The organism is Dyadobacter koreensis, from assembly GCF_900108855.1.
Classification (GTDB): domain Bacteria; phylum Bacteroidota; class Bacteroidia; order Cytophagales; family Spirosomataceae; genus Dyadobacter; species Dyadobacter koreensis.
The window spans coordinates 162,421-178,931 of the sequence record NZ_FNXY01000007.1 but is presented as its reverse complement, the minus strand read 5'-3'; the positions used below and the strand labels follow the sequence as shown (position 1 = coordinate 178,931).

Annotated in this window: 11 protein-coding genes; 3 read left to right on the top strand and 8 right to left on the bottom strand. The window is 42.4% G+C overall.

Annotated features, from left to right (window positions below; all coding sequences use genetic code 11):
* Window positions 1-65 precede the first annotated feature (65 nt).
* The 3 genes from abc-f to gap all read right to left on the bottom strand — a co-directional run bounded on the left by abc-f (window position 66) and on the right by gap (window position 3,851).
* A complete protein-coding gene (gene abc-f, locus BMY70_RS22140; protein ID WP_090338481.1) occupies window positions 66-1,655 on the bottom strand; it encodes a ribosomal protection-like ABC-F family protein in 1,590 nt (529 codons plus the stop codon).
* Between the two features lie 180 nt (window positions 1,656-1,835).
* A complete protein-coding gene (locus BMY70_RS22135; protein WP_090338480.1) occupies window positions 1,836-2,849 on the bottom strand; it encodes a GlxA family transcriptional regulator in 1,014 nt (337 codons plus the stop codon).
* A gap of 21 nt (window positions 2,850-2,870) precedes the next feature.
* Entirely contained in the window at window positions 2,871-3,851 is a 981-nt protein-coding gene (gene gap, locus BMY70_RS22130) for a type I glyceraldehyde-3-phosphate dehydrogenase (RefSeq protein ID WP_090338479.1), read from the bottom strand.
* Window positions 3,852-4,099: 248 nt separating this feature from the next.
* On the opposite strand from gap, the gene BMY70_RS22125 reads away from it, so the two are divergent.
* Window positions 4,100-4,621, top strand: coding sequence for a DinB family protein (locus tag BMY70_RS22125; RefSeq protein ID WP_262485754.1), 522 nt, complete (start codon window positions 4,100-4,102; stop codon window positions 4,619-4,621).
* A 31-nt stretch (window positions 4,622-4,652) separates the two neighbouring features.
* Here BMY70_RS22125 and BMY70_RS22120 read toward each other — a convergent pair whose 3' ends face one another.
* Complete coding sequence (locus tag BMY70_RS22120) at window positions 4,653-5,564, bottom strand: ThuA domain-containing protein (RefSeq protein WP_090338477.1); 912 nt, start codon at window positions 5,562-5,564, stop codon at window positions 4,653-4,655.
* A 189-nt stretch (window positions 5,565-5,753) separates the two neighbouring features.
* Between BMY70_RS22120 and BMY70_RS22115 the strand changes: the two genes are divergently transcribed.
* On the top strand, window positions 5,754-6,509 hold the full coding sequence (locus BMY70_RS22115) for an MBL fold metallo-hydrolase (protein ID WP_090338476.1): 756 nt from the start codon (window positions 5,754-5,756) through the stop codon (window positions 6,507-6,509).
* Between the two features lie 74 nt (window positions 6,510-6,583).
* Here BMY70_RS22115 and BMY70_RS22110 read toward each other — a convergent pair whose 3' ends face one another.
* Both BMY70_RS22110 and BMY70_RS22105 read right to left on the bottom strand, forming a co-directional pair.
* On the bottom strand, window positions 6,584-7,186 hold the full coding sequence (locus tag BMY70_RS22110) for a short chain dehydrogenase (RefSeq protein ID WP_090338475.1): 603 nt from the start codon (window positions 7,184-7,186) through the stop codon (window positions 6,584-6,586).
* A gap of 83 nt (window positions 7,187-7,269) precedes the next feature.
* Entirely contained in the window at window positions 7,270-8,685 is a 1,416-nt protein-coding gene (locus BMY70_RS22105; RefSeq protein WP_090338474.1) for a glycoside hydrolase family 125 protein, read from the bottom strand.
* Between the two features lie 500 nt (window positions 8,686-9,185).
* On the opposite strand from BMY70_RS22105, the gene BMY70_RS22100 reads away from it, so the two are divergent.
* Complete coding sequence (locus BMY70_RS22100; RefSeq protein ID WP_090338473.1) at window positions 9,186-11,342, top strand: GH92 family glycosyl hydrolase; 2,157 nt, start codon at window positions 9,186-9,188, stop codon at window positions 11,340-11,342.
* A gap of 81 nt (window positions 11,343-11,423) precedes the next feature.
* Here the strand turns inward: BMY70_RS22100 and BMY70_RS22095 are convergent, their stop codons facing one another.
* Complete coding sequence (locus BMY70_RS22095; protein ID WP_177197108.1) at window positions 11,424-12,905, bottom strand: RagB/SusD family nutrient uptake outer membrane protein; 1,482 nt, start codon at window positions 12,903-12,905, stop codon at window positions 11,424-11,426.
* A gap of 30 nt (window positions 12,906-12,935) precedes the next feature.
* Entirely contained in the window at window positions 12,936-16,361 is a 3,426-nt protein-coding gene (locus BMY70_RS22090; RefSeq protein WP_090338471.1) for a TonB-dependent receptor, read from the bottom strand.
* Window positions 16,362-16,511 lie beyond the last annotated feature (150 nt).

Below are 16,511 nucleotides of genomic sequence, written 5' to 3'. Positions count from 1 at the left end.
ATAATCATTACGACCATATTCAGGTCAAGAAAATCCTTGGCTGAATATGGTCATATTTCCGTTGCTTAATTTAATGTAATAACTTTCTCAATATTGATCTGCTCCAAAAAGTAGCTGTCATGAGAAACGACCAGCAATGTCCCCTGATACTCATTGATCGCAGCGGTCAGGATTTCAATATTCTGAATATCTAAATTATTTGTTGGCTCATCGAGTATGATGATATCCGGCGCCTGATTGCTGATGGTCAGACAGCATAACATCAGCCGCATTTTTTCTCCTCCGCTGAGATTTACACATTGTTTGTTCCAATCATTTTTACCAAATAGAAACCGGTTAAGACGGATTTTTATATCGTGTTCATGTAAGATTCCGGAGTTAAACTGCTGCGCCTGTTCATACACGTTGAGACTGTTATCAATCAGAGAATAATCCTGATCGATGTAAACTGCGCTATTCTCTGTCCTGTGCAGGACACCGGCCCGGGGTATCATTTGGCCGAGTATTATTTTAATCAGCGTCGTTTTTCCTGAACCATTAACACCCTGAATTGAAATCCGGCTTCCGCTGATCAGCTGAAAATCTAAGGGCGTTTTCCATAGTAGCCCGCCGTTATATCCGGCATTGATATTTTCGGCTGTCACAAGTATTTTTCCTTTGTGAATCGAGGAATTATCAAAACCCATTTTCATCTTGTCGACATCGGGCAATGCGCCACGCAGCTGGCTCAAATCGTGTGCAATCGCATCAACCTTTACGGCATGAATATCCTTCATGCGTGACGTACTGCGTTCTGCATTATTTTTTAAGGTATTCATCACAATTGTCGGCAAGCCAGCTTTTTCTTGCTTTTTCTTACCACGCGCATCAAGCTTGTGCTGCCGCTCCAAGGATTCCCGCTCGATTTCCTTGGCTTTTCGAAGTTCTTTTTCTTTGTTTCTTAAAGTCTCATTCAACGCGCTAATCTCAATATTTTTTTGCGCTGCGTAGAAATCATAATTCCCGCCATAAACCGATATGCCTTTTTTGCTCAGTTCATAAACGGTGTCCAATATATTTAATAATTTTCTGTCGTGACTTACAACTATCAGGGTGTTGTTAGTGGATCGGATGTAATCGTAAAGAATCGTTCTGCTTTGATTATCAAGGTGATTGCTCGGTTCATCCAGAAGCACGATCTCAGGCTTATGAATTAAGATGCCGGCAAGAAAAACTTTGGTTTTTTGTCCTCCGCTGAGGCTTTCCATTCGCTGTGATAAGTCCAGGTGTTCCAGTTTCCAATGCGAAAGAGCTTCATCGCTGCGCTCGGAAATAGTCCAGTCATCATCAAGTTCAGCGAGATTCGCCTCAGTCATTCGGCCATCCAGAATTTCCCGCAACGCCTTTATTTTTTTGTCAATATTTAACGCCTGCGCAATTGTATGATCATTGAATTGTCCGAAAATCTGAGGAACATAATAAATGGAATCTTCTGATTTAACTGTGCCCTCGGCGGGTTTCAGTAATCCTGCCAGTATTTTCAGCAGCGTCGATTTCCCTGAACCGTTGTTGCCGATCAACGCAATTTTGTCTTGTCTGTTTACAGTAAGATTTATGTTTCCAAACAATAAATCCTTATCCTGATGGATGTAGGTTATATTCTGTAAAATAAGCATCTTATTTCTTTCTAAAATGAATAATTACAGGAGCTTAAAAAGTCCTGTTTATTGTTTTTTCTGAAAGAAATGAGATCTCACATGAACCTGTGCAGTGTTTTGTTACAGCTGCAAATATAATAAAATTATGAATATCGGGCAGTTGCCTGGTTTATACTTGCATAAACTGGAGTATTGTGGCTATGTTAGCTCGACTTCATTCAGCGTCGTTTTAAACGCTCTGCGGTAATGACTGGGTGTCACCATGAGATTTCTTAAAAATATCCGCCGCATGGAAACCATACTGACCAAGCCTGTTTTTTCTGCAATCTGCTCGATAGAAAGATCGCTTTCAACAAGTAATTTTCTGGCCATTTCGACACGCAGTTTCTCAACAAACTTAGCAGGAGTGAGTCCAGTTTCTTTAAGAAAAACACGGGCAAAATTTCTGGGGCTCATATTACTGTGTGCCGCAAGCTGTTCGACACTCAAATCTCTATGCAGATTTGTGACCATCCATTCCTGAATTTTACTAAGTACGCCTTGTTCATATTCATTTACCGGAAGCAAATCTCCAAATTGATACTGATATCCGGGTCTTTTCAGATACAATACAAGATGACGCGCCACGGTAACGGCGATTTCGCGTCCATAATCCTCTTCAACCAGTGCCAGCGACAAATCTGTTGCTGACGAAACTCCGCCGGAAGTATATATGTTGCCGTCTTTTATAAAAAATTGTGATGAATCGACATGTACATCAGGAAAGTCTCGGTGGAGTCTTGCCGCTTTGTCCCAATGCGTAGTTACATTTTTTCCAGAGAGCAGCCCTGCTTTTGCGAGTGCAAAAGTGCCGACGCAGATCGATCCGATGCGTCTCACCTTTGCAGAAATATCTGCCAGCCAATTGTAAAAATCAGAAGATTCGATCATTGAATTCTCGAAGTTATAACCGGCAATCAGCATTGTATCGATAGGCTGATTAATGTCATCGATTTTCACAGGGGTAGCAATTGTAATACCTGACCGTGTCAGGATTTGATCCGTACCATCAGCTGCTATGACAATTACATGATACGTATCTTCAACTCCCGTCTTTTCGAATATCGCTTTTGAGGCGTGAAAAAACACATCCCCGGGACCTGCGACCTCTAACAAAGGCAGGTTCGGGAACGCGACGATTACAACCAGTTTTGTGTGTGGCAATGAATCCATTTGTTAATTTACGGCAGCTGTTTAAATTTCTGAAACCAGCTCGGCGATACGGTTTGAAATACCAACTTCATTATCATACCAGGCAACCACTTTTACGATTTTACCAATGCTTCTTGTTAATGTTCCGTCCACGATGGAAGAGTGGGTATTCCCAAGAATGTCGACAGAAACGAACTGTTCTTCGGTATATTCAAGTACGCCCTTTAATTGATTTTCTGCGTAAGATTTGAACAAATCGTTGATTTCCTGGACAGATACTTCTTTGCTCAAATTTAAAGATAAATCTACAATCGACCCGTCAACGACTGGTACACGGTAGGAGAAACCATCAAGTTTTCCCTTGAGATTTGGCAAAACGTCGCCAATCGCTTTTGCTGCGCCGGTGGTAGTAGGTATGATGGACTGGCTTGCAGCACGTGCTCGGCGTAAGTCACGGTGCGGCGCGTCTTGTAAAACCTGATCCGCTGTGAATGCGTGAACGGTGCTCATGTAACCGGATTCAATACCATATTCCTTGTCCAGAATATGCAGTACAGGCGCGATTGCATTTGTCGTACAGGACGCCGTTGAAAAAATAGCGTCTTCGGAATTAATAACCTCGTTATTGACACCGCTGACGATTGTTTGTACACCACCTGTTGCAGGCGCCGTGATCAGTACTTTTTTTGCGCCTGCATTAATATGCGCCTGAGCCTTTTCCTTTTCGGTGAATCTCCCTGTGGACTCGATAACGACGTCGATGTCTAAATTTCCCCAGGGTAATTTTGCCGGATCCTTTTCGCTCAGGAGTGTAATACTTCTACCATTTACGATAATGTTTGTCCCATCCTCGGAAACCTGGCCAGGAAAATGACCATGCGAAGAATCGTATTTTAACAAATGAGTAAGTGTTTTTATATCCGTTAAATCGTTGATCGCCACAACTTCGACATTTTCCTTGTTCTGTAAAGCTCGCAACGTCATGCGTCCAATTCTTCCAAAACCGTTTATTGCAATTTTCATGATCTGTGTTTTTTAGTTTTAATCGTAAAGTTTTGCTCTACTGAACCACTTTGATTTAGTACAAAAATACCCCATTTTGGACTTGTCTGCAATGACAAAAAATATACAAAATCTGCCAGATTGTGGTTTGGTAAAACATCTTAGCTTCCAGAAAAACGGTCTGCGCAAACTATTTAATGCAGTTTTATTGAGATCGCGTATTTGTCATCTTGCTGTCAATGAGATGAATGGTATTGTTTTTTTAAAACATGTACCAAAAACTATATGCTATGGAAAAAAACGAACTTATTTCTGCTTATGTAAAGGAATTACAGGCAGAATACACAGCCTCAAAAAAATGTCTGGAGAGAATTTCAGAATCCTTGTATGAATATAAGCCGCACCCAAGGTCAACCAATATGGGATATTTGTCTTTGCTTGTGGCCGAAATACCCAAGTGGCTTACGGTGATGATTGACAAAGGGGAAATTGACTTTGCAACCTATGATCATTTTGAGTTAACGACGGCGCAAGATCTGGTTGCTCACTTTGAAGAAAATTTTCAGGCTGCAGTAAAATCACTCGAAACCGTTACGGAAGAACAGCTGGAAAGAACTTTTTATCTGAAAAATAACGGAGAAGTTGTTTACGAAATAAAAACCAGAGACAATATCGCTGAAACCATCAACCACTGGGTGCATCACCGCGGACAACTGACGGTCTATATGCGCTTGAATGATATTCCTGTTCCATCCATTTACGGACCGTCGGCGGATGATAGACAGTTTTAAATTTTCATCTTAAAACTGGCCGCATGTGTAATCACTTTGCCGGTTTGGTCAATAGTTCAAGTTCCTTCAAATCTGGTGTAGTCGTCCTGACACCTTTTGAAGGAACTTTTCCTTTCGCCGTCCACACGATTGCGTTTAAGACCAGCATTCTGAAACTATCATTTTGCCAATTGGCATGCACATGCCCACCTGTAAAACCAAATGCTCTTCCGCCATTTGGGCGCTCGTAGGCCCACGCAATAGTTTGAGGTTCCTTATTTTGCAAAACGGACGCTCGTACATAAACATTGTTGGTGTGGCTTCCTTCTGGCCGGCTCAGAGTAGAGTCGGGGGGAAGTACTTTCAAAATGGGCGTAATGTTTTTGTCATCTTTCACAAAGCGCATATGGTAGTACCATTCATCTCGAATGGCAAACGGTTTTACGCCATTGGTGACAGGATGTTTCGGTAACTCTTTTATTTGAGGTGTCCAGAAAGGATTTACGGACCAGTTCGTTTCAAAATAACCGCCTGCCAGATCACGAAATCTGTCAGCATCTTTGCCTTTCGGGACTTCCATCGTAAAGTGAAGCGTAATGAATCCGGTCCCATTGTTCATCAGTGATTCAACCTCAGCCAGATGCGGAATGATGATATGTCCTTCGGCACCGTCGCAAAAAAGAATAATTGTACTTGCCTTTTGCAAAACAGCGGGATCCTTTGGCCAGCCATTATGAAAAACGACGGTATCAGTTTCTGGTAATGCTTCTTTTAATTTCCGAGCAAGAAAAGTTACGCCGCCATTATATTCATGTTCCCCTTTTCCATGACTGTCCGGACCTGCGATGAAAACTATTTTCTTTGTATCAGATGTGTATTTTTCCTGCGCCACAGACTTTACAGCCGATGCATTCATTGCTATGGTTAAGAAAATAAATATCCCTGATAAATATTTGGATGGCATAAATCACATATTTTGAGTAAAACCAGATGCTCACGAAGTTTCCTGGAAACCTATATTATTTGGTAAAAAACTAGGCCAGGAATTTTGAAATCCCTCCTGGGTACTTTAAAGAGAAAATAAAGGCAGCACCGCAGATGAAAGAAAGCCACCGGTATTCTATCTTTGAGAAAAACGAAAATCCATCAAAATATGAAATTGAAAATCACTTTTTTGTTAATGCTGATATGCAGCGTTTCATTTGCCCAGATTCCGGCAGCCGATGAAGTTAAAACCTCGAAAGGACCACTTAAAATTCAGCCTCTCAACCATGCAACACTGGCTTTGACGTGGAATGGAAAAACGATTTGTGCAGATCCATATGAAGGCGCAAAAACATTTGACGGAATAGCTGCTCCTGACCTGATTCTTATAACCGATATTCATGGTGATCACTTCGATCCTGCAACTCTGGACGCGCTGGATTTATCACATTCGATTGTTGTGGCACCACAAGCGGTAGCAGATAAAATGTCTGAAAAACTGAAAGCAAAAACGGTTGTCGTGGGGAACGGACAAACTATCAGCAAGCTGGATATTTCGATTACAGCCATTCCTATGTATAATCTTCCTGAATCTGCCGATGCTAAACACACAAAAGGAAGAGGCAATGGATATGTTTTGAAGATGGGAGGGAAAACCGTTTATATTAGTGGAGACACCGATGGAATTCCTGAAATGAGAGGATTGAAAAATATCGATGTGGCTTTTGTCTGTATGAATCTACCTTACACGATGGATGTTCCGGAAGCTGCATCTGCGGTGCTCGATTTTAAACCAAAAATTGTATATCCATATCATTACCGAGGAGCAAATGGATTAAGTGATACGGAAGCTTTTAAGAAAACGGTTAACGACGGAAACAAGTCGATTGATGTAAGATTGCGTAACTGGTATTCTAAGAAGTAGATGAAAAAAGTCCTCTGTCAATTTAATATGGCAGAGGACTTTTAGCAAAATGTAATCAGAACTGTATTTTCTAATCAGGAACCATGCACTTTATACACCTGTCCTGTCTGTCGTCCCATGACACTTTTCACGTATGCCTGCGTCACCTGAGCCATTGTCACCGGAATATTACCGGGGAAAAATGAAAAATACTGCGGAGATCCCTCGACCACGTCAGGACTGACTGCATTGATGCGAACTCCTTTTTCCAAAGCAATAGCCGCCGCCTTTACGAAAGAATCAAGCGCACCGTTTACAGTGCTGAGATTGACACCTGCCTGAATCGGGTCGCTGCTCAGAATACCGGAAGTCAGGGTAAATGATCCGTTCGGATTTACAAAATGCTGCCCGATCAGAACAAGATTTATCTGTCCCATTAATTTACTGTCAATACCGGTTCTGAAATCAGTATCGGTCATGGTAGTTATGGGTCCAAAATGTCCGCCGCCCGTTGCACTGATGAGTGCATCAAAAGTGCCTGCTTGTTCGAAAAATTTCGATATGGAATCCGGAGAAGTTATATCAAGTTGCAGATCTCCACTTTTAGATCCGGCTTTAATAATCTCGTGATCTTTTTCCAAAAATTCAGTAACTGGTTTTCCAATTGTGCCAGTGGCACCCACAATGATGATCTTCATAAATTCAGCATTAAATGAGATTGAGACTTTTACTGATTTTAAAAGCTTACTCCTTATTTAATTCTAATGATGCACGAAAGATTCTATGCCAGCAGATGTGGCTTAGCTTTATATGTTTCCCATAAAAATTCGCCAAACAGCGTGTTTGCCCAGGCAAACCATGATCTGGTGAATTTTTTAGGGTCGTTCTTATGAAATGATTCGTGCATGAATCCGGTACCGGCGTTGCTGTTTTTAAGCATTGCCACACAGGTCTTAATTTCTTTATCGCTAATGCTGGTAAGACCCTGTACCGTGATTGCGATCGGCCAGATCATGTCTTTTCCGATGTGTGGTCCACCAATACCTTCCCCGGCAGTTCCTTTAAAAAAGAAAGGGTTATTCAAAGACAGAAGCATTTTTCGGGTATTTTGATAAACTGGATCTGTAACCGGCATTGCATCCAGGTATGGCATACCCAAAAGGCTTGGAACATTCGCGTCATCCATCAGATTATAACTTCCATATCCATTTACCTCGTATGCATAAACTTTCCCATACTCCGGGTGATTTACCACAGCATGTTTTTTCAAGGCCGTTTCGACTTCCAAGGCGAGTGCGTTTAGTTCAGTTGCAGCCTTTTTATCGCCTGCAATTTTTTCTATCATTTTTGCAGCTTGTTTAAGGCTCACAACGGCGAAAAAATTCGATGGGATCAGAAAGGAATAAATGGTCGCATCGTCACTAGGTCTGAATGCAGAACAGATCAAACCGACCGGTTTAACGGGATACCCATAACCTGCCATGGGGACACCATCCGTTGCCCAAGATGTTTTGCGTTGAAAGTGATAAGGGCCATCATCATTTTTCCTCTGCTGTTCTCTAAATGTTTTCAAAGTAAGCATCACAGCCTCTTTCCACTTGTCGTCAAACGGTGATGTGTCGCCGGTCAATTGCCAGTAACGATATGCCAACCTGATCGGATAACACAGCGAATCAATTTCCCATTTCCGCTCATGCAAACCAGGTTTCATGTCCGTTTCGTCGGAAGCCCATTCGCCGACCTTATCCGGGCTGTCGTAGAAAGCGTTTGCATAAGGATCTCGTAAGATACAAAGGCTCTGGCGGTTGATTACGCCGGCGATTAAATCCTGCAACGATTTGTCTTTTTTAATAAAATGCAAATACGGCCAAACCTGGGCACTGCTGTCACGAAGCCACATCGCATCAATATCTCCGGTAATCACATAAGTGTCCGGCTTTGATCCGTTCATTTTGTGCGTTACGGTAGTATCAAGCGTATTTGGAAAGCAGTTTTCAAAAAGCCAGCCAAGCTCTTTATCTTTTACAGCAGACTTAAATTCAGAGATGGAATCCTCGATGACTTTACTGCTGAATTTGCGCTGCCCGGCAGGAGTTCTTACGGTTGGATATTCGGCATTGGCAGAAGCAGGGAATTTGCTAAGTAACAGACCTGTACTGAGTAATGCGGTGTTTTTCAAAAATACGCTTCTTTTCATTCAAATGAATATGTTAATATAATAGGAAAGTAGTCAGCTCAAAGGTATTACATACAAAGTATTTTACGGAGAAAATATACCACTTTCGGCTTTTACAGGTCATGGGTGCTAATAAACAATTTGAGTATTTTCTGAATTAATTAACTAATTGTCAGCTCACTGAAATCTTTGACGCTCTGAAAGCCAATATTCTCCATGTTGATTTTCCTGACCTTCGAAGTTTTTCAGATAAAAATAAATAAACCACTGTCGTTAAGATTAATTTTTCTGGCTGCTGTCACGGATAACAGAAATAATGATAAACAAGTAATTTTTTCGAATAGAACATTGCCTCAAATGTCTTTATATTAAAGTTTCAACCTCTTGATGAAGTCAAAAATGAAAATGCTAAATCGTTTTTTCTGCTAAATAATTGGTAAAACAGTAATGGATTTTTTCATCGTTCAGATGTTTGATATTCATTTAAAAAACTTGAAAATAATTAAATTAAATTTTACATAATGAATACTCAAACCAAAAGTCTATTTGGAATTTTAATGCTGACCTTGTGTTTTTCGATGCCCGGAAAAGCTCAGACGAAGGCAGTTTACACCAAATATGTCAACACTTTAATTGGAACTGCGCCGCTGACGGATCCGAAAATTCTTGGCTACAAGTTGCCTGATGGCTGGCGCTCCTGGGCTGGGCTTACTTTTCCGGGAAGTTCTCTGCCGAATGCAATGGTCCAGTTGAGCCCTATGACAGAATACGGCTCTGGTGCCGGATACGAATATGAAGATTCGGTCATTTTAGGTTTTACGCATACCAACAAAGGTCACTGGAACCTTTGTAATATTCCAATTCTGCCGCTTTCCAAACCTGGAAGTAAGTTTGGTTCCGTTTTTTCTCATGAAAAAGAAAATTCAGCTCCTGGATTTTATCAGGTTTATCTGGATGATTATCAGGTAAATGTCAGCCTGACTTCCACGCTTCGCTCAGGTTTTCATAAGTATGAATACAAAGACAATAAGTCGCGCCAGATTCTTTTTGATCTTGCCCGGGCGAATAATAAGGTATCGGACTGGAACATTGAGCAGGTTGGAAATAATGTAGTGCAGGGGTATCAGCAGACAGGTGAGAAAGTATATTTTTATGCAAAGCTGAATACGGAAATTGAGAAGCTTGCAAAGAAGGAGCAGGGTGGTAAATCCGGTTTTGCGATTGTCCATTTAAAAGATGGAAATTCAGCACCTGTCGAGCTTGAAATTGGACTTTCATTTGTTAGTGTCGATAACGCGAAACAAAATCTGGAAAAGGAAATCGGAGACAAAACCTTCGATATCGTACGGAATGAAGCGACACAGAGATGGGAAAATTTATTGTCCTCCGTTCAGGTAAAGGGCGGCACAGAAAAGCAAAAACAGATGTTGTATTCGTGCCTTTACCGCTCGTTTTTATGGCCTGCTTTGCGCAGTGACGTGAACGGTGAATATACTGATGCGAAGAAAAATGTTGTTAAAGCAGATTTTGATTATTATACAGAACCGTCTTTGTGGGACACGTATAGAAATAAAGACGTGCTTCTCGGCTTAATTTCTCCCCAGGTCACGCTGGATGTGATTAAGTCAATGAAAGATGTCGGTGACAAAACAGGTTTTATTCCTACTTTTTTTCATGGTGACCATGGCGCCTCCTCAATCGCGGGCGCTTATCTGCGGGGAATCGATAATTTTGATGTAAAGGGGACTTACCAAATTCTTTTGAAAAACGCTAATGTAGACAAAGGGGCAAGACCTCACATTAAGGAATACATTGAAAAAGGTTACATCTCCGATCCTGATATTGCAAACCCGGAAGTGGAAACGAAGGCCAAAGCAGGTGTTTCAAAAACACTTGAATATGCATATGATGATTATTCTGTGGCGCAGCTGGCAAAAAGTCTGGGTGATACAGCCAATTATCGGATTCTGATGGCAAGGTCGAAAAATTATAAAAACATGTTTGATCCCCAGACCCGTTTTATGAGAGGTCGACTGGAAAACGGGGAATGGATAAAGCCGTTCAATCCGCAGTATCCTTACTACGAATATATGTACAGAGAGGCGAACGCATGGCAGGTTTCTTTCTTTGCTCCACACGATATGAAGGGTTTGATCAAGCTTTACGGAGGCGCTCAGGGGTTCGAATCCAAGCTTGATTCGTTATTTACAGTGCCCTGGAATCCAAGTTATATCGCGAGGAATGTAGAAACAATGATCGGACAATATTGCCACGGAAACCAACCGGATCATGAAGCGCCATTTTCATATCACTTTATTGGAAAACCGGAAAAATCGCAAAAAATACTGGATAACATTTTAAATAATCTCTACGGTATCGGTGACGAAGGACTCGCGCTTTGCGGGATGGATGATGCTGGCGAAATGTCTGCCTGGTATGTTTTCAGCGCTTTGGGTTTCTATCCCTTCTCTGCAACGGATGCTGAATATCTGGTAACGGCTCCACTTTTTGACGAGGTTACCTGGCGTACCAGTAATGGAAAACTTATAAAAATCAGCAAGCCGGGAAAGGGCAGGGGATTGACATCGATCAAGGTAAATGGTAAAGAAAACAAAGGTTATTTTATTTCACACGATCTGTTTAAAAACGGAGGGATGGTTGAAATTTTAACCAAATAGTGATTGATCATTGTCAAAAAGAGCGTTGAATGGCCTGACATTCAACGCTCTTTTTTGTTGAGAAAAACAAAATTCAAAAGATTACTTGTAAGCAGGGTGCTGCTGCAGGTTTGGGTTCACGTCCAGTTCGTCCTGAGGAACAGGGAACGCATAGCTTTTTTCTGTAGGTTTGAAATTTGTTATTCGCTTGATAATCGCATTCTGGCGTTTCAAGTCAAAGTATGCGTGTCCTTCTTCACAGAGCTCCCATGAACGCTCCTGAATAATGGCATCCCTCAGCGATTCTTTCGTCATTGAACCGGCCGTCAAAGGAGTCAGGCCTGCTCTCTGACGAACCATGTTGATACCTTTTACAGCCTCTGCACTTGGTCCTTTCGATTCATTTTCAGCTTCCGAATGCATCAGAAGAACATCTGAATAGCGCGTGATGGGCAGGTTCGTTGCGTAATCGCCGGTCCCAGTCGCTTTGTTATCATCGGCATTGATGAGTTTGTTGAAATGGGGAAGCGTGATCGTCTTCGGATATTCGTAAACTGTGCCGTTGCCTCTGATATCATTGTAAGAAACCACAAAAGTTTTATTTCGTCTTTTATCCTTTGGATCCATGGAGTCGAAGAATTTAGTCTCTGCAACCAGTGAGGACCAGCCGTCCAGCTTCAACTGATTTCCACTCCGAATACCCGTAAATGTTGGCAAATCCTTTCCAAGATTTATTCCGCTTTCCAGTTCCATGCTGAAAATATATTCTTTCCCATGTTCATTTGCGATGGAGAACACATCCTCATAATTTGCGTGTAAGCCATAGCCATAAGCAGCATTATTAATAATTTTATTGGCCTCCTCAGCGGCAAGCGGCCAATATTCAGCTTTGTTCCAAGGCTTGCCAGCTCTAGTCAGATATGCTTTTGTAAGCATCGTCTGCGCTGCTCCGGAAGTTGCCCGGCCAATATTTCTGCCCGTTTGGACAGGTGGCAGAACCGAAAGCGCATATTTAAAATCATCAATAATCAGATCCCATACCTGATCGTCGGTATTAGCATTGGTTGGGTAAAGATCATTGGTGTTTTCAACGGTTACATAAGGAACATGATCAAAAAAACGAACGAGTGTTAGATATGCAAGACCACGCAGAAATCTTGTTTCTGCTAAAATCTGATCCTTGTTTGCAGGTGTCGCATACGTGATTCCATCTGCATATTGCATCACCGTATTGGCACGATTGACCATTCGGAACAAACCTGCCCAGATCGTTTTGAATCCTGTCGAACTTGGAGTCCAGGTATATTGGTCGAGTTCTGACCGCCATGCTTCTCCTGAATTATTCGGCCAGGACGATTCGCCCGGATATTCCGCTGCCAGCCAGACCTGTCTTCCCCAGCAGTCATTCGAATGCATTGCGTTATAAACAGAGATAACTCCTGCCTGCATATCGGCTTCCGTTTTGTAAAAATTCAAAGGCGTAAGCGTATCGTAAACTTTTTCTTCCAGAAAGCTCTCGTGACATCCAAACATACTTGTCAGGAACAGAGCCGAGGATATCCATATTTTGAAATTCTTTTTCATCGTCATATTTTTAATAGCTTTTATATCGGATCAAAAACCAACATTAACACCGACCAGGAAAGTCCGGGCAGCCGGGTAGGCATTATAATCCACGCCCAACTGAAGGTTGCTGTTGCCAGGAGAATTAACTTCGGGATCAAAGCCGGAATATTTGGTAAAGGTCAGTAAATTCTGGCCTGTCACATAAACCCGGCAGGAACTTATACCTTTGGAAGGTTTGAATGTATAACCAAGTGAAGCCGTTTTTACACGTAAAAAAGATCCGTCTTCAATCAGCCAGGACGATTGCAAGAGAAGCGGATTTACAGTTACACGGGCACGGGGAATATTGGAAGTCGTGTTGGTTGGGGTCCAGCGGTCCACAATTTCTTTTCTTTGATTTCCCCAAGGTCCTGAAACATTGCTTTCCGCGCGTTGTACGTTCAGGATATCATTCCCAAAAGTTCCCTGCATATACACCGACAGATCAAATCCTTTGTAAGAGAAATTATTCGACCAGCCGTAGATAAAATCAGGATTTGGATCACCAACGATCATCCGGTCTTCGGCCAGGTTAATGGAGCCATTTCCGTTGCGGTCGATAAAACGCGCATCGCCAAGTTTATCATTTGCCGCAGAGCGCGGGCCTTTATCGAATTGTTCCTGGTTCTGGAAAACTCCGTCATATTGAAGTAAATTCCAAACACCAACAGGCAAACCCGGCTCCAGCCAGCTTCCGTTTATTTTTAAGTGGCCAGAAATTTCGTTTTGTGTTGTTGGAGTATAACCCGGAATATCCAGCACTTTATTTCGGTTCATTGACCAGTTAAGCTGCGAATTCCATTTAAATTCCTTCACAAATATTTCTCCGCCCAAACTAAGTTCAAGCCCTTTGTTCTGAAGACTTCCAATATTTCTGAAAATAGAAGCAAAACCGGAAGTTTGTGGAACACTGACATTCCAGAGAAGGTCAGTTGTTTTTTTGTAATAATAATCCGCTACGAAATTCAGCCGATTGCCAAACAGGTCCAGATCAATTCCTACGTCGGTCGTTGCGGTTGTTTCCCAGCGAAGGTCCGGATTGGCAATATTTCCCGGAGCCAGGCCTGAAACGAGCGCGCCGCTCAGATCGTAATTGTAAACATTAAGACGCGCCAGCGAACGGTAGTTTTCGATATTTTGATTTCCCGTTTTTCCAAAACTTGCACGTACTTTCAAGTTGCTGATCGCGTCGATAGACTGGATAAATTTCTCTTCTGACAAGCGGTAACCCACCGCAACGGACGGGAAAAATGCCCATTTATTATTCGCTCCAAATTTCGAACTTCCATCCGAACGGCCGGTAAGAGAAAGCAGATATTTGTTGTTAAAAGTATAGTTGATACGTCCAAGATAAGAAACCAGCTGACTCTGATTTTTCCAGGAAACAGGGCTCGCAAATACCGCGCCTGCATCCAGTTTATCCGCTTCATATAAATCAGTCAGAAAGTTACTTGAAGATGCGCTGAAAAGCTGATCACGGTCCATCTGGCGGGTATATCCGGCTACAACATTGAACAAATGTTTGTTAATAGCTTTGTTGTAAGTCAGGATATTTTCATTCAGATAAGACATCGAGCGACGGTTCGCCTGGCCAGCTCTGCCATTTGCGTTATAACCATTTACAGTTTCGCGGGGCTCATACGTCTCACGGTTCGCATTGGACATATCTGTACCGACGGATACTTTCAATGACAGGTCACTAATAATGTTCCATGTAAACGCCATCGTTCCCATTAACCTGTCAACATTTTGAAAATCTTTGTTAAACAGCACAATAGGAACAGGATTATGAACGGTGGAGCCTCCCGGAGTTGGATTTAGGCGCGTATAGGTTCCATCCTTTTGAAAAATCGGCACAGTAGGCGGCATGATCAAAGCAGCGTTGACCGTGTTGGCATTACCTCCGCCATCACCTTCCGAGCGTCCGTTATTCCCCCAAACTTTGCTTCCGGTGAGGTTTGTACTGAACATAATATTCTTGCTTAACTTCGTGTCAATATTTGCCCGGATCGAAGCACGCTTGAAATCTGATCCGATGAGTACTCCCTTCTGGTCAAAGTAACTTCCTGATACGGCGATCTTTGTATTGTCGTTACCTCCGGAGATATTTAGTGTGTGGTTTTGAATTGCAGCAGAACGGAAAATTTCATCTTGGTAATCAACCCCTTCGCCCATCGTTGCAGGGTCCGGGAAATTGTAAAGATCAGCAGGGTTGGGATAAACAGGAGTGGCTACGCCATCGTTAGCCCGCGCCTCGTTTACCAGCGTCGCAAATTCTCTTGCATTCATCAGATCAAGTTTCTTGATCACTTTTTGAACACCGTAATAACCGTCATAAGTCACGGACGTCTTTCCAGCCTTTCCCCGTTTAGTTGTGACCAGAACAACGCCATTTGCACCTCTCGATCCATAAATAGCTGTGGCAGAAGCATCTTTCAAAATTTCCATTGAAGCGATATCACTCGGGTTAATGGAAGCCAACGGGTTTTGTCCTGCACCGTTTCCGCCCGCTGTACCACCGGCAGTTATCGGATAACCGTCAATTACATAGAGCGGTTCGTTGCCGCTGCTTAAAGAATTACCACCGCGGATCCTGATCGAAACGCGTCCGCCAGGAGCGGAAGATGCCTGGGTTACCTGCACACCGGCAGCGCGACCCTGGATTGCCTGATCGAAGGAAGTCGTCGGCAATTTTTTCAGGTCTTCGGCTTTGATTGATGAGATTGCCCCGGTAAGGTCACTTTTTTTCTGAGTTCCATAACCGACAACAACCACTTCTTCCAGTGCTTTGTCGTCAACTTTGAGTGTTACATCTAATGTGGTTCTGTTTCCAACTTCCAGTTCCTGAGTTAAATATCCAACAAATGAAAATACCAGAACGGTAGCTTTATCGGTGATGTCAATCTGATATTCTCCCGAAGTATTTGTTGTTGCACCTTTCGAGGTTCCCTTTATGACAATATTGACACCTGGCAAACCTTCGCCTTTTTCATCGGTAACTTTTCCATTCAGAGCCTGTAAGAAAGATGGCTTTTCCATCGGTGCCACAACAGATTCTTCCTTGATTTTTACCTCTTTTTTTATCACAATATTTTTCTTGAAAATCTTGTACGAAAGAGGCAGATCCTGAAAAAGCTGAGTCAATGTCTGATCTATTGTAGCATTTTTTATGCTAACTGAAACAAGGCGGGACGGAGGCAAGTCTAATTTATCGTATAAAAATAGATAATCCGTTTGATTTTCGATGGCTTTAAAAGCTGCCTCAATCGACACGTTGCGTTTTTCCAGTGAAATTTTCTGGCTGTACCCGATCGCAGTCACTTGCGACAAAGTTGCCATAAGCAGTAGCGTTACCAGTTTCATTGTCAATACTAGTTTAGCAGGTATGGCTAACCGGTTAGATTTTCCACGCCGGAGTAAAAAGTTTATTTTCATATATTTGCAAGATTTAGGTAAAGAATAATCGCTTTCCGAACAGAAAATTGGTTGTCCTGCCTGAATTGTACCGGGGGAAATGTTCGTAGCATTTTCCCCGTTTCATTTCAGGCCGGGAAACAAACTAGGTTGGTGGTTTAACTAGCTGAT

Coding starts and splice junctions, on each gene's coding strand:
- BMY70_RS22095 (WP_177197108.1), bottom strand. CDS start 12,905: ATGAAAAAGAATTTCAAAATATGGATATCCTCGGCTCTGTTCCTGACA.
- BMY70_RS22120 (WP_090338477.1), bottom strand. CDS start 5,564: ATGCCATCCAAATATTTATCAGGGATATTTATTTTCTTAACCATAGCA.
- BMY70_RS22090 (WP_090338471.1), bottom strand. CDS start 16,361: ATGAAAATAAACTTTTTACTCCGGCGTGGAAAATCTAACCGGTTAGCC.
- BMY70_RS22125 (WP_262485754.1), top strand. CDS start 4,100: ATGTACCAAAAACTATATGCTATGGAAAAAAACGAACTTATTTCTGCT.
- BMY70_RS22115 (WP_090338476.1), top strand. CDS start 5,754: ATGAAATTGAAAATCACTTTTTTGTTAATGCTGATATGCAGCGTTTCA.
- gap (WP_090338479.1), bottom strand. CDS start 3,851: ATGAAAATTGCAATAAACGGTTTTGGAAGAATTGGACGCATGACGTTG.
- abc-f (WP_090338481.1), bottom strand. CDS start 1,655: ATGCTTATTTTACAGAATATAACCTACATCCATCAGGATAAGGATTTA.
- BMY70_RS22105 (WP_090338474.1), bottom strand. CDS start 8,685: ATGAAAAGAAGCGTATTTTTGAAAAACACCGCATTACTCAGTACAGGT.
- BMY70_RS22135 (WP_090338480.1), bottom strand. CDS start 2,849: ATGGATTCATTGCCACACACAAAACTGGTTGTAATCGTCGCGTTCCCG.
- BMY70_RS22110 (WP_090338475.1), bottom strand. CDS start 7,186: ATGAAGATCATCATTGTGGGTGCCACTGGCACAATTGGAAAACCAGTT.
- BMY70_RS22100 (WP_090338473.1), top strand. CDS start 9,186: ATGAATACTCAAACCAAAAGTCTATTTGGAATTTTAATGCTGACCTTG.